Origin of the sequence: Gluconacetobacter takamatsuzukensis (genome assembly GCF_014174275.1) — a bacterium.
Taxonomy (GTDB): domain Bacteria; phylum Pseudomonadota; class Alphaproteobacteria; order Acetobacterales; family Acetobacteraceae; genus Gluconacetobacter; species Gluconacetobacter takamatsuzukensis.
This window is the reverse complement of the sequence record NZ_JABEQK010000005.1, coordinates 198,568-211,013: the sequence shown is the minus strand read 5'-3', so window position 1 is coordinate 211,013 and position 12,446 is coordinate 198,568. Positions and strand designations below refer to the sequence as shown.

Sequence of the window (12,446 nt, the reverse complement as noted above, 5' to 3'; positions counted from 1 at the left end):
AGGCGCCGGTCCCGGGCAGGCGTAACCGACGGCTTCCCCTTACGGCTCGCCGGCGGCCCCTTCCGCGCCGATGGCCTCGATCCCGCGTCCGGGCTGGCCCCCGTAGGTCGAATAGGTGAACGCCGCGTTATAGGCCGGCTGCACCGGGGCATTGAACTTCACGGGCACGTCGAAGACGCTGAAATGCGAGGGCACGTCGCTGGAATCGCGCGGCGTCTGGCGGGCCTCGATCGAGGGCAGGCCGGGTCCGTGCAGGGCCGTCACCTGCGGGCTGAACGTCTGGGCCGTCACATCCTCGTCCTGCACCACCTGGTAGCCGTCGGGCGGCGGCGGGGCCGGCGGATTGTCGGGGTCGACGGTCGGGTCGTGCCGGGCATCCTGCGTGTCCAGCGATGCCGCGACCGGGGCATCCAGGCTGCCGGTTGCCGGGGCCGAGGCCGCGGTACGGTGGCGCGGGGCCGCGTGGGCGCCGGGGGCCATCACGCTCCAGCCCGCCGCAAGGACCAGGCCGGCGGAGGAAAGCAGGGCCAGGCGCATCGTCCGTTCGGCGGGCCGTAAGGCCGTCTTCGCATCCATAAGGGTTCTCCTTGCGTTCGGACTGTACCCGGGCTGCGACCGGTTCGTCCTCTCCCGGCATGGACATGGCGGCCCTGCGTCACGAACCATATACGGCGTGACGGCGGATTTGCGAGAGGGGTAATATGCTTGATAAAGCGACGCCCGCCACGATCGGCGGCGCATCATCTATATGGCCGTCGTCCCGCCCATCCGGGCGGGCAGGGCGCATGATCGGCAGGAGGGTTGGGGAATGACCATTCAAACCGGGGGCGAGATCGCTCCACTGGTGCTGGACGCCCCGGCGATCGCCGAACTGCAAAGCGCGCTGCAAAAGGTCGAATCGGGTCGCGGCGTGCTGGTGCGGCTGGCGGACCTGATGGGCGGCGCCGTCGGCCAGGCGGCGCTGCTGGGCATGCGGGGCCTGGGCATGGCGCCCACCATGCAGGCCAAGCTGAAGGGAATCGCCGAGACCGCGATTTCACGCGCTTTTGATATCGCGGTCGTCGGCATGACGCCGCTCAGGGGCGAGCAGTCGGTGCCCGAATCGCCCGCCCTGGCCGCCGCGTCCGCGACACCCGCCGCGACACCCGCAGCCGCACCCCTCCCGCTCGCCACGCCCGCATGGCGGGTGCCGGCGCTCCAGGCGGCGGTAACGGTCTCGGGCGCGGTCGGCGGCTTTGCCGGCTTTGCCGGCCTGCTGCCCGACGTCACCTTCACCACGCTGGCCATCATGCGCGAGATCGCGCGCATCGCCCGCGAGGAAGGCGAGGACCTGTCCACCCAGGATGCGCGCCGCGCGTGCCTCGAAGTCTTCGCGCTGCGCGCCTTCCCGGTCGGCGCCTCCGACGACGAGAGCGAACTGGGCTATTTCTCGGCCCGGGCGATGCTGCGCGGCCGGCCGATCGTGATGCTGGTGTCGGAGGTCGCGTCCCATTACGGGCTGGGCCTGTCGCGCAAGCTGGCGGTGCAGATGATGCCGGTTGCCGGCGCCCTGTGCGGGGCATCGCTCAACGTCGCGTTCCTGGCGCATTACCGCGCCCTGGCCCGCGCGCATTTCACCATCCGCCGCCTGGAACGCGAACACGGGCCGGAAGTGCGGCGCACCGCCGAATCGCTGCGCGCCACCATGGCGGGCGCCAGCCAGCCCTTCTGACCTCACCGGCCCGGAGGCACGCTCCGGGCCGCCATGCCGTCGCTCAGGCCGCCTGTTCGGCCGGCACGGGGGCGCGCATCAGCACGCCGATCAGCACCGCGCCGACCAGCGTGCCGGCCACCAGCGCCGCCACATAGGCAAGCAGATGCGTGACGGCGCCCGGAATGGGCAGCACGAAGATGCCGCCATGCGGCACCTTCAGCTCCACCCCCGCGACCATCGAAATCGCGCCGGCGATGGCCGACCCCGCCATCAGGGCCGGGATGACCCGCAGCGGGTCGCGGGCGGCGAAGGGAATGGCGCCCTCGGTAATGAAGGCCAGCCCCAGCACCGCCGCCGTCGCCCCGGCCTCGCGCTCCTCGGTCGTGAAGCGCGCGCGGAACAGGCGCGTGGCCAGCGCCACCGCCAGCGGCGGCACCATGCCGGCCACCATCGTCGCGGCCATGGGCGTATAGACCGCGCTGCCGATCAGCCCGACCGAGAACGCATAGCCCGCCTTGTTCACCGGCCCGCCCATGTCGAAGGCCGACATCGCCCCCAGGATCAGCCCGAGCAGCAGCGCGCTCGACCCCTGCATGCCGCGCAGCCATTCGGTCAGGAAGGCCAGCAGAGCGGCGACGGGCGTGCCGATGGCATAGATCGTCAGCAGCCCCGTGATCAGCGTGCCCAGCAGCGGCAGGATCAGGATGGGCTTCAGCCCCTGCAAGGTCTTGGGCAGGCGGATCAGCCGGTTGAGCCCCTCCACCACATATCCCGCGACGAAACCCGCCGCGATACCGCCAAGGAAGCCGGCATTGAGGCCGGCGGCCAGGATGCCGCCGATCATGCCCGGCGCCAGCCCCGGCCGGTCGGCCACCGAAAAGGCGATATAGCCCGCCAGCGCCGGCACCATCAGCGCGAAGGCGGCGCCGGAGCCGATGGTGAACAGCGTATGGGCCAGCGTCCCGGCCGAGGCCGCATCGCTGGCATGGATGCCCCCCAGCGCGAAGGCCAGCGCGATCAGCAGCCCGCCGGAAACCACGAAGGGCAGCATGAACGACACGCCGGTCATCAGGTGCTTGTACGGCCCCGCCCGCTCGCCCTTGCCGGTGGCCTGTGCCGACGCCCCGGCCGCCACCGGCTGCACGGTCGCCTCGGCCAGCGCCTTTTCGATCACGGCGGCGCCGCCGGTAATCGCGGGCTTGGCCCCGGTGGCATAGACGCGCTTGCCGCCGAACCGGCCGCGATCCACCTCGCGGTCGGCCGCGATCAGCACCAGGTCGGCCGCGGCGATTTCCGCCTCGGTCAGCGGATTGCCCGCCCCGACCGAGCCCTGGGTTTCGACGCGCAGCGGATAGCCCAGCTGCCGCGCACCCTCCTGCAAGCCCTCGGCGGCCATGAAGGTATGGGCAATGCCGGTGGGGCACGACGTCACGGCGACGATGCGCGGCACCCGCGCATCCGCCGCCGCGCCCGCGGGCCGGGCGGCACCGGGGCCGTCCAGCTCCGCCAGCGCCCGGCCGGGGTCGGCCAGCACCGCTTCCAGCGTCAGGTGCCGGTCGGCGCGCGCGGCCAGGGCATCGTCGGCCTGGCCGCCGGAACCGACCAGCAGCAGCATCTCGTCCGCGCCCGGCGCATCGGGGGGCAGGGGGGCAAGGACGCCCTGCGCGGTACGGATCTCGACATCCAGCGTGCGGCCGGTCTCGCGCGCCGCGCGGCGCAGCGCCTCGCCGGCCAGAACGCCCGTCACGCTCTCCTCGCCGGCCTGGATCACCGCCAGTATGTGCTTCATGCTGTCTCTCCCGCGCCGCCGGCTTCTGTACGTCCGGCTGTTGCGATCGTCACTTGCCCCATCAGGGCCCGGATCGTGGCCCGATCCGGCAGATTCGGCCCCGCGAGGCCCAGCTTGCCGACGGCAAACGCCGTGGACAGGCGCGCGATATCCTCCAGCGCCGCCTCCTCGGCCAGGGCGGCGACCAGCCCCGCGACCATGGCATCGCCGGCGCCGACCGTGCTGGTCACGCTCCCGGCCCGCAGCCGCGCGGTGATGGCGACGGAATCGCGCACGAACAGCGCACCCTCCGCCCCCATCGACACCACGACCAGCTCCACGCCCCTGGCCGCCAGCCGGGTCGCGACGCGCAGCGCATCCTCCGTCGTTTCGACCCGCTCGCCCGCCCAGTCGGCCAGCTCCCGCAGGTTGGGCTTGACGATGCTGGGGGGCGTGCTGCCTTGCAGCGCCAGCATCAGCGGCAGGCCGCTGGTATCCAGCAGCACCCGCGCGCCCCTCGCGCGCAGCCGGCCGATCAGGTCGGCATACAGGCCGGGCGGGCACCCGGGCGGCAGGCTGCCCGACAGCACGATCAGGCTGTCCTCGCCGGCAAACGCCTCCACCATCCCGACCTGTTCCGCCAGGGTCGCGGCATCGACGGCGGCACCGTCCATGTTGATGTCGGTGGTGTCGCGGTCGTCGACGATCTTGAGGTTGACGCGGGTGGCGCCCGCAATGCGCCGGAACCGGTCCGCGATCCCCTTTTCCGCGCACAGCGCCTCGAACAATCCCGCATTCTCGCGGCCCAGCAGCCCGAACGCGGTCACGCGCGTGCCCCAGTCGGCCAGGCAACTGGCGACGTTCACGCCCTTGCCGCCGGCATTCTGCCGGACGGCGCGCGCGCGATGGACCTCGCCGGGTACCAGATGGTCGACCGTGACGGTCTGGTCGATGGCCGGGTTGAAGGTGACGGTTGCAACGCGCATCACACGTCCTTTCCATCGGCCGCGCCGTCCAGCGCGCGCACCGCCTCGGGGGTTCCGGCCTCCAGCGCCCGCGCGGCGAGCGCGCGCAGGGACGCCAGGTCGGTGTTGCGAATCCGAGCCTTCACGGCGGGAACGTCGCGCGGGGTCATCGACAGCTCGTCGACGCCGATCCCGGTCAGCAGCGCCGCCCCGAACGGGTCGCCCGCCAGCCCGCCGCACACCCCGACCCAGCGCCCGTGCCGCCGCGCGCCCTCCACCGTCTGCGCGATCAGGCGCAGCACGGCGGGGTGCAGGCTGTCGGCCTCGCTGGCCAGCTCGGGGTTCTGCCGGTCGATGGCCAGCGTGTACTGCGTCAGGTCGTTGGTCCCGACCGAGAAGAAATCGGCATGCTCCGCCAGAATGTGCGACTGCACCGCCGCCGCCGGAACCTCGACCATGATGCCCACGGGCACCACCGGCGCCTCCAGCTCGGCCCGGATGGCCTCGCACCGTTGCCGCAGCGCGATCAGTTCGGGCAGCGAGGTGATCATCGGGAACATGATCAGCAGCTCCCCGCCCGCCTTCGCTGCGCGATAGAGCGCGCGCAATTGCGGGTCCAGCAGGTCGGGCCGGCGTAGCAGCAGCCGCGCGCCCCGCACGCCCAGGAACGGGTTTTCCTCGTGCGGCAGGTCCAGATGCGGCACCTGCTTGTCGCCGCCGATATCCAGCGTGCGCACGATCAGCGGCCGGTCGCCCAGCGCCTCCATCATCTCGCGATAGACCGTATATTGCTCGTCCTCGCTCGGCGTCTCGCCGCGTTCGAGGAACAGGAACTCGGTCCGCATCAGCCCCACGCCCTCGGCCCCCTGCGACAGGCAGAAGGCCACCTGGTCGGGGCGGTTGACGTTGGCGCCGATGGCGACGCGGTGCCCGTCCTTCGTCTCGGCGGGGTTGGCGCGCTTTTCTTCCTCCGCCGCGCGCAGGCGCGCGCGCTCGGCCAGCCAGGCGCGGGCCGATTCCAGGTCGGCCTCGCTCGGGTCCAGCCAGATGCGCCCGGTATCGCCGTCGACGATGGCCGTGCCGCCGGGGGGCAGGGCCAGCAGCCCGGGCCCGCCCGCCACGACCGAGGGCAGGCCCAGCGTGCGCGCCAGGATCGCGCTGTGCGATGTCGGCCCGCCCAGCGCGGTCGCAATCCCCGCGACGCGCCCGATATCCAGCGTCGCGGTATCGGACGGCGACAGATCGCCGGCAACCAGGATGCACGGCTCTTCCGGCAGGTCGCCCAGTGTGCCGGTGCCCAGCTCGGGGTCGATCTGCGCCAGCACCCGGCGCCCGACATCGCGCAGGTCCGCCGCCCGCGCGGCCAGCACCGGGTTGCCCAGCCCGGCCAGCCTGGTCGCCATCTGCTCCACGGCCTGATGCCACGACCAGGCGACACCATGGCCCTCGACCATGATCTGGCAGGTCAGTGTGATCAGGTCCGTATCGTCCAGCAGCCCGGCCTGCGCGACGAAGATCGCGGCATCGCCCGCACCCAGCCGGCGCGTCGTGTCGTCGATCAGCCCCTCCATCTGCGCGCGCGTGCGCACCAGCGCGCCGTTCAGCAGCGCGCCCCCGGCCACCAGGTCCACGGGCCTGTCCGCCACCTCCGCCTCGGTGGCGGCCAGGATATGGATCCTGCCGATGGCCAGCCCCGGGCTGGCGGCCACGCCGGTCATCAGGCGCGGCGTGCCGACGGGCGTCCAGCCTTTCAGCGGCCCCTTGCTTGCCGCCGCAGCGGCCTTTTCGGCGGCACGGGCGGCATCGGCCTTTTCCTGCGCCGTCAGGCGCGTAACCACGCCATGGAACCGCTCCAGCGCCGCCCGCGCATTGCCGCCTGCGGCCGAAAGCACGATCGTATCGCCGGCCTTCAGGCCCAGTTGCAGCAGCGCGACCAGGCTGCGGGGGTCGGCGGCCTCCGCCCCATGGCGCACGCGCAGCGGGCTGCCCACGCTCCTGGCGCTCTCCGACCAGACGGAGGCCGGGCGGGCATGCAGCCCTGCCGGGTAATCGACGGTCCATTCGATCCGCTCGGGATAATCCTCCGCCGCGTCGGCGGCCGGGGCCGCCGGGGCGTCGTCGCGCAGGGCGGCGGCAATCGTCTCGGGGTCGCGCGTGCCGATCAGGTCGCGCAGGCGCGCCTCGTTCTGGATCAGCCGCGTCAGCCGCCGCAGGATCGCGATATGGCTGTCCGACCCGGCGGCGATGCCGACCACCAGATGCGCGACCTGGCCCGGATTCCATTCGATCCCGTCGGCGAATTGCAGCACCACGATGCCGTCGCGGCGCACCAGCCCCTTGTCGTCGCCGGTGCCGTGCGGAATCGCGACGCCCGAGCCCAGAAAGGTATTCGCCACCTGCTCGCGCCGGATCATGCTCTCTTCGTAGCCGGGGACCACGCAGCCGGCCGCGACGAGCAATTGCCCGGCCTGGCGAATGGCATCCTCCTTGTTCGCCGCGCGGGCATCGATCCGGATCAGGGTTTCGACCGTGGGGCCGATCGGGGTGGGGGGCATGCGACGAGCCTCTCCATTCTTGATTTTAGGCTAGAGAAAACGTTCTCTCGTATTTTTGTCAATAGACAGGATATGGGAAGGGTGCCATTGGCATAGCGTCTTCCCGTGTGGGCTGTTTCACGCTGCGAGCGGAGAGAGAACGATTTCTCGATGAGTATCGGAATCAAGGATGTCGCGCGGGTGGCGGCGGTCTCGCCGGCCACGGTCTCGCGCGTGCTGGCCGGCCGCGCCGTCGATCCGGCAATGCGCGAACGGGTGGTGGCGGCGGTGCGCGAGACCGGCTACCGGCCCAACCTCGCGGCACGCCGCCTGCGCTCGCGCCACACCAACACCATCGGCCTGATCGTGGCCGACATCCGCAACCCGTTCTTCACCGCCGTCGCCCGCATGGTCGAGGGCATCGCCTACGAGCGCGGCCTGCGTGTCATCTTCAGCAACACCGACGAGGACGCGGCGAAGGAGGCGATGTACCTGCACCTGATGCAGGAGGAACGCGTGACCGGCGTCATCCTGGCGCCCACGCGCCACGGCGTGGACAATATCGCACAATATCAGAGCGACTTCCCGATCGTCCTCATCGACCGCGCGGCGCCCGACGGCGCGTGCGACAGCGTGGTGCTCGATAACGGCGCCATGGCGGCGAAGCTCGTGGCGCACCTGCACGAGCGGGGGCACACCCGCATCACCGGCCTGTTCGGCACCGCGACCGTCACGGGCAACGAGCGCCGCACCGGCTACGAACGCGCCATGGCCGCGCTCGGCCTGCCCGCGCACGCGGTGCTGGTACCGCACGAGCGCGCCGAGGCCGAGCGCATCGTCACCGAATTGCTGGCCGATGCGTCGCGGCGGCCGGGCGCGCTGATCGTCAGCAACGGCGTCATGCTGCTCAGCGTGCTGCGGGCCATCGATGCGCTGGGCCTGTCGATCCCCCGCGACATCGCCGTGACCAGTTTCGACAACGAACCCTGGATGGAATTCGTCGGCGGCGGGCTGAGCGTGATCGAACAGCCGGTCGAGGAAATCGGGCGCGTCGCGGTGACGATGCTGCTCGACCGGCTGGACCACGCCGACCAGGTCACGCGCCGGGTCGTGCTGGCGGGGCGTTTCCTCGCCAGGGGATCGGGGGGATAAGGGCCGGCCGCCCATACGGACCATAAGCATAAGGAGAAGAGGGACATGAAGCCGCCGATTGGTCGCGATACGAAATTGTGCATGTCGCTGTCGGGCCGCCCCGGCAACGCGGGCTCGCGGTTGCATAACCGCCTCTACGAGCTGCTGGACCTCGATTATGTCTACAAATCCTTCAGCACCACCGACCTGCCGGCGGCAATCGGCGGCGTGCGCGCGCTCGGTATCCGGGGCTGCGCGATCTCCATGCCGTTCAAGGAAGCCGTCATCCCCCTGATCGACCGGCTGGAGCCCTCGGCCCAGGCGATCGAGAGCGTCAACACCATCGTCAACGACGACGGCGTGCTGGTCGGCCACAACACCGACTATATCGCGGCGCAGAGCCTGCTGGCCCTGCGCGGCATCGACCCCGCGACCCCGTTCCTGCTGCGCGGCAGCGGCGGCATGGCGCGCGCGGTGGTGGCGGCCCTGCGCGACAGCGGTTTCACCGACGGCACGATCGTGGCCCGCAACGAAGGCGCGGGCCGGGCCCTGGCCGGGGAATACGGCTATCGCTGGCGCCCCGACCTGCCGGCGCAAGGCGCGCCCCTGCTGGTCAACGTCACCCCGCTGGGCATGGAAGGGCCGGACAGCGAGGCCCTGGCCTTCCCCGAACCCCTGGTCGATGCCTGCACCATCGCCTTCGACGTGGTGGCCCAGCCGCCGAACACGCCCTTCCTGCGCGCGGCCCGCGCGCGCGGAAAGACGGTCATTTCCGGCGCGGAGGTCATCGTGTTGCAGGCCATCGAGCAGTTCGTGCTCTACACCGGCATCCGGCCCTCACCGGCCGATATCCGCGATGCCGTCCTGTTCGCCCACGGCCCCGCCACCGTCGAAGCCCTGGGCCTCCCCACCAACTGAAGCCCGGCCGTAAATGCGCGCTGGTGGCGATCCGGCGCGCGTTTCCTGTCCGTCTTTCAGGGACGCAGGGCCAGCCGTACGGCGGCGACCGTCGCGGCAAGCAGGTAGAAGCCGATCAGCGTGCGGGCCATGCCGGCATAATGCGGCATCAGCAGCATCAGGATGATCGCCGTGGCGCAGCCCGCCAGGCAGCAGAGGAAGAAGGTCTGTCCGGCCTGCATGGTCGTCATCCCGCCACAGGGGTCAGGGCCGGGCGGCCGGCCAGCACGGCGTCGACATTGTCCAGCGCCAGCATGCACATGTCGGTGCGGGTTTCCACCGTGGCGCTGCCCACATGCGGCGTCATGAACAGGTTGGGCAGGGCCAGCAGGCGCGGGTCGGGGTGCGGCTCGTTGCGGCACACATCCAGCCCCGCGCCGGCTATCCGCCCGTCCTTCAGCGCGGCAATCAGCGCATCCTCGTCCACCAGGCTGCCGCGCGCGGCATTGACGAAGATGGCGCCGCGCGGCAGCAGGCCGAACAGCTCGGCGGTCATGACCGGCCTGCCGTCCTTGCTGCCCGGCATGTGCAGGCTCAGCACGTCGCAATGGGGCAGCATCTCGCGCGGGTCGGCGAAATAGGTCGCGCCCTCTTCCTGCTCCGGCGCCAGCCGGCTGCGGTTGGAATAGAGGATCTTCATCTCGAATCCGCGCGCCCGCCGGGCCACGGCGCGGCCGATGCGCCCCATGCCGATAATGCCCAGCGTCTTGCCGGTGACGCGGCTGCCCAGCATCTCGTCCAGCCCCAGGGTCCGCCCCCAGCCCGCCGCGACCAGCGCCAGATATTCCTTCGCCCGGCGCGATGCGGCCAGGATCAGCATCATCGCCAGGTCGGCGTTGCAGTCGGTCAGCACGTCGGGCGTGTTGGTCAGGGCGATGCCGCGGCCCAGGATCGCGGGAATGTCCAGATGGTCGGTACCGACGCTGACGGTGGCGATCACGCGCACGCTGTCGGGCAGGGCGGCGATGGCGGCGGCGGAAACCGGGGTGCTGCTGGTCACCACCACCGCATCGGGGCGGAATTCCCGGGCCTGGGCAACCAGTTCGTCTTCCGTCAGCTTGTGATCGGGGGCCGGCGGCGTGTCATAGTCGCGGGCGATCCGCGCATTGGCGGCGGCCAGCAGATGCTGGGAGACGATCAGGCGGGGGCGGGTCCGGGACATGGGGTCGGCCTCTTTTTCGTGGGTGCCGCGCAGCCGGCTTCCCCGACAGGTTCGACCGATTGCCGGTGCGTGTCCAGACGCGCGGCATGACGAGAAAGAGAGTACGATGGCCGAGAGCATGGACATTACGCCCGAGATCATGATCCAGGCCTATTCGATCGGCCTGTTTCCGATGGCGCCCGACGCACGCTCGCAGCGGCTGGAATGGTACGATCCGGAATTGCGGGGCATCCTGCCGCTGGACGGGTTCCACGCCCCCCGCCGCCTGCTGCGCACCGTCCTGTCCGACCGGTTCGAGATCGTGTCCGACCGCGATTTCGAGGCGACGATCCGCGCCTGCGCCGCCCCCGCGCCGGGGCGGGAGGAAACCTGGATCAACGAGCGGATCGTCCGCCTGTTCTGCGACCTGCACGCCCAGGGCCACGCCCACAGCGTGGAAAGCTGGTGCGACGGCGAACTGGTGGGCGGCCTGTACGGGGTGGCGATCGGCGCCGCCTTCTTCGGCGAGAGCATGTTCAGCCGCGCCCGCGATTCGTCCAAGGCGGCGCTGGTCTCGCTGGTCGCGCGGCTGCGCTGCGGCGGCTTCACGCTGCTCGACACCCAGTTCGGCACCGAGCATCTGTCGCGCTTCGGCGGGGTCGAAATCCCCTCGTGGCGCTACAAGAAGCAGCTCGCCGCCGCGCTGCGCCTGCCGGCCTGCTGGCCGGACGAGAGCGTGCCGGGGGAGCGCGACGCGATTCGTCATGAAATTCTCGCCATGCGGGGCGGAAGCGACGCGGGCGCAATTTCGTCCGGCGACGGAAGCGGTTAGGGTCGTTTCGCATCGGGGGGCCGTCCCGGAAAACCGGTGATTTCGGCAACCGGCCCCTTACCGGAAAGAAGCAGGAAGGAATTCGGGATCATGATCCATCCGACAGGGGCGCGCGCGGGCCTGGCTGGCGCGCTGGCGGTGAGCCTGATGACGGCGGCCGCGATTCAGCCGGCCCGGGCGCAAAGCGAGGCGGATCACCCGCCGCTGGCGCCCGCGCGCGACGTGCAGGTGCAGTATGCCGTGCAGCCCGACGGCGTTCCGGCCCCCAAGACGATCGAGGCCTGGTTCACCGCCAATGGCGGCATGATGCGCATCGACAGCCCCGAGGCCATGGGCTCGACCATCCTCAACCGCACCACGCGGCAGGTGACGATCGTGCTGAACAAGCAGAAGGTCTACACGCAGTTCGACGCCCATAACGGCATCCGCAACCCGTTCCTGCTCGACCTGTCGATGCAGTTCACCCGCAAGGGCACGGCACAGGTCGCGGGCGTGTCCTGCACCGAATGGGGCGTGGTCTCGGGTCGCGGCACGGCCACCGCCTGCGTGACCGACGACGGCGTGATCCTGCGCGAGGACGGGGTGGACGGCGACGGCATGAAGGGCCGGCTGGAAGCCACGCGCGTCACCTACGCCCCCCTGCCGGCCAGCACCTTCCTGCCGCCCGAGGGCTACCAGATGGTCACGCGCCACCGCGTCGCCCCCTCGCACGCGGTGGGCGGCGGCCAGCCCGTGACGGGCGGGGCGGCGCAGTCCGGCCAATGACGGCCCCATCGCGCCGCCCGGCACGGGCGGCCCTGGTCCCCGCCCTGGTCCTCGCCCTGGCGCAGCCCGTCGCGTCGGCGGCGTGGGCCGAGGCCGATGCCCCCTTCGTCACCCCGCAGCAGGACGTCGATATCCGCTACGCGCTGGCCTCGCCCGACCCGTCGGTGCCGTTGCAGCACCAGCGCATGCGCTGGTCCGCCGCCACCCGCCGCCAGCGCGTCGACCCCGACGGCTCGGCCACCTACATGATCACCGATTACGGCACGGCCCAACTGACGGTCATCGACCAGGCCCACGGCGCCCGCACGGTCATTCCCGCCCCCGGCCCGGCCCTGTCGCAGCCGGGGCAGCGGGCCGCGGGCGACTGGGCGCGCGGCGAGACGATGCTGGTGGCCGGCGAAAGCTGCACCGTCTGGCACACGCACGACACCGACGGCCGGGTCAGCGATGTCTGCTACAGCGACGGCGGCGACATGTTGCAGGTCACGCAGGACGACCGGATCGTGGTGCGCGCCGAACAGGTCAGCCACGCATCCCAGCCCGACTCGGTCTTTGCCGTACCGCCTGGGCTGAAGACCATCCAGGCTGCCCATCCCTGAAAACCCGTCTCGAAGGCCTTTGAAACCCGCCCGGGTTCGTGACGAAAATGGGGCGAAACCT

The 12,446-nt window shown here is 71.1% G+C and carries 12 protein-coding genes; 6 read left to right on the top strand and 6 right to left on the bottom strand.

Going from position 1 to position 12,446, the window contains the following annotated elements; translation table 11 throughout:
- Window positions 1-39: 39 nt before the first annotated feature.
- On the bottom strand, window positions 40-576 hold the full coding sequence (locus tag HLH27_RS08740) for a hypothetical protein (protein WP_182949617.1): 537 nt from the start codon (window positions 574-576) through the stop codon (window positions 40-42).
- 232 nt (window positions 577-808) lie between these two features.
- On the opposite strand from HLH27_RS08740, the gene HLH27_RS08735 reads away from it, so the two are divergent.
- A complete protein-coding gene (locus tag HLH27_RS08735) occupies window positions 809-1,711 on the top strand; it encodes an EcsC family protein (protein WP_182949615.1) in 903 nt (300 codons plus the stop codon).
- Between the two features lie 43 nt (window positions 1,712-1,754).
- Here the strand turns inward: HLH27_RS08735 and HLH27_RS08730 are convergent, their stop codons facing one another.
- From HLH27_RS08730 to ptsP, 3 genes are read right to left on the bottom strand one after another with little or no spacing between them, the layout of a single operon-like run.
- Window positions 1,755-3,482 (bottom strand): PTS fructose transporter subunit IIC, encoded by a 1,728-nt coding sequence (locus HLH27_RS08730; protein WP_182949613.1) that lies wholly within the window; start codon window positions 3,480-3,482, stop codon window positions 1,755-1,757.
- Window positions 3,479-4,447: a 1-phosphofructokinase gene (gene pfkB, locus HLH27_RS08725; protein ID WP_182949611.1), complete on the bottom strand. Its 969-nt coding sequence runs from the start codon at window positions 4,445-4,447 to the stop codon at window positions 3,479-3,481. Before pfkB ends, HLH27_RS08730 begins: the two co-directional genes overlap by 4 nt.
- The gene (ptsP, locus tag HLH27_RS08720) at window positions 4,447-6,981 is read right to left on the bottom strand and encodes a phosphoenolpyruvate--protein phosphotransferase (protein ID WP_182949610.1); all 2,535 of its coding nucleotides are present in this window, start codon (window positions 6,979-6,981) and stop codon (window positions 4,447-4,449) included. The genes pfkB and ptsP overlap by 1 nt, the downstream gene beginning before the upstream one ends.
- 150 nt (window positions 6,982-7,131) lie before the next feature.
- On the opposite strand from ptsP, the gene HLH27_RS08715 reads away from it, so the two are divergent.
- Window positions 7,132-8,112: a LacI family DNA-binding transcriptional regulator gene (locus tag HLH27_RS08715; protein ID WP_182949608.1), complete on the top strand. Its 981-nt coding sequence runs from the start codon at window positions 7,132-7,134 to the stop codon at window positions 8,110-8,112.
- A 45-nt stretch (window positions 8,113-8,157) separates the two neighbouring features.
- Window positions 8,158-9,009, top strand: a complete 852-nt coding sequence (locus tag HLH27_RS08710; RefSeq protein WP_182949606.1) for a shikimate 5-dehydrogenase — start codon at window positions 8,158-8,160, stop codon at window positions 9,007-9,009.
- Between the two features lie 56 nt (window positions 9,010-9,065).
- On the opposite strand, the gene HLH27_RS08705 is transcribed toward HLH27_RS08710, so the two are convergent.
- Entirely contained in the window at window positions 9,066-9,230 is a 165-nt protein-coding gene (locus HLH27_RS08705) for a hypothetical protein (RefSeq protein ID WP_182949604.1), read from the bottom strand.
- Window positions 9,231-9,235: 5 nt separating this feature from the next.
- Window positions 9,236-10,210: a 2-hydroxyacid dehydrogenase gene (locus HLH27_RS08700; protein ID WP_182949602.1), complete on the bottom strand. Its 975-nt coding sequence runs from the start codon at window positions 10,208-10,210 to the stop codon at window positions 9,236-9,238.
- A gap of 106 nt (window positions 10,211-10,316) precedes the next feature.
- Here HLH27_RS08700 and aat point away from each other — a divergent pair, with 106 nt between their 5' ends.
- From aat to HLH27_RS08685, 3 genes are all read left to right on the top strand, one after another.
- Window positions 10,317-11,021: a leucyl/phenylalanyl-tRNA--protein transferase gene (aat, locus tag HLH27_RS08695; protein ID WP_220790344.1), complete on the top strand. Its 705-nt coding sequence runs from the start codon at window positions 10,317-10,319 to the stop codon at window positions 11,019-11,021.
- A gap of 90 nt (window positions 11,022-11,111) precedes the next feature.
- Window positions 11,112-11,786 carry a DUF4412 domain-containing protein gene (locus HLH27_RS08690; RefSeq protein WP_182949600.1) on the top strand — a complete coding sequence of 225 codons (675 nt, stop codon included), beginning with the start codon at window positions 11,112-11,114 and terminating at the stop codon, window positions 11,784-11,786.
- Window positions 11,783-12,385, top strand: a complete 603-nt coding sequence (locus HLH27_RS08685) for a hypothetical protein (protein WP_182949599.1) — start codon at window positions 11,783-11,785, stop codon at window positions 12,383-12,385. The genes HLH27_RS08690 and HLH27_RS08685 overlap by 4 nt, the downstream gene beginning before the upstream one ends.
- Window positions 12,386-12,446 lie beyond the last annotated feature (61 nt).

Coding starts and splice junctions, on each gene's coding strand:
- HLH27_RS08740 (WP_182949617.1), bottom strand. CDS start 576: ATGGATGCGAAGACGGCCTTACGGCCCGCCGAACGGACGATGCGCCTG.
- HLH27_RS08735 (WP_182949615.1), top strand. CDS start 809: ATGACCATTCAAACCGGGGGCGAGATCGCTCCACTGGTGCTGGACGCC.
- HLH27_RS08730 (WP_182949613.1), bottom strand. CDS start 3,482: ATGAAGCACATACTGGCGGTGATCCAGGCCGGCGAGGAGAGCGTGACG.
- pfkB (WP_182949611.1), bottom strand. CDS start 4,447: ATGCGCGTTGCAACCGTCACCTTCAACCCGGCCATCGACCAGACCGTC.
- ptsP (WP_182949610.1), bottom strand. CDS start 6,981: ATGCCCCCCACCCCGATCGGCCCCACGGTCGAAACCCTGATCCGGATC.
- HLH27_RS08715 (WP_182949608.1), top strand. CDS start 7,132: ATGAGTATCGGAATCAAGGATGTCGCGCGGGTGGCGGCGGTCTCGCCG.
- HLH27_RS08710 (WP_182949606.1), top strand. CDS start 8,158: ATGAAGCCGCCGATTGGTCGCGATACGAAATTGTGCATGTCGCTGTCG.
- HLH27_RS08705 (WP_182949604.1), bottom strand. CDS start 9,230: ATGCAGGCCGGACAGACCTTCTTCCTCTGCTGCCTGGCGGGCTGCGCC.
- HLH27_RS08700 (WP_182949602.1), bottom strand. CDS start 10,210: ATGTCCCGGACCCGCCCCCGCCTGATCGTCTCCCAGCATCTGCTGGCC.
- aat (WP_220790344.1), top strand. CDS start 10,317: ATGGCCGAGAGCATGGACATTACGCCCGAGATCATGATCCAGGCCTAT.
- HLH27_RS08690 (WP_182949600.1), top strand. CDS start 11,112: ATGATCCATCCGACAGGGGCGCGCGCGGGCCTGGCTGGCGCGCTGGCG.
- HLH27_RS08685 (WP_182949599.1), top strand. CDS start 11,783: ATGACGGCCCCATCGCGCCGCCCGGCACGGGCGGCCCTGGTCCCCGCC.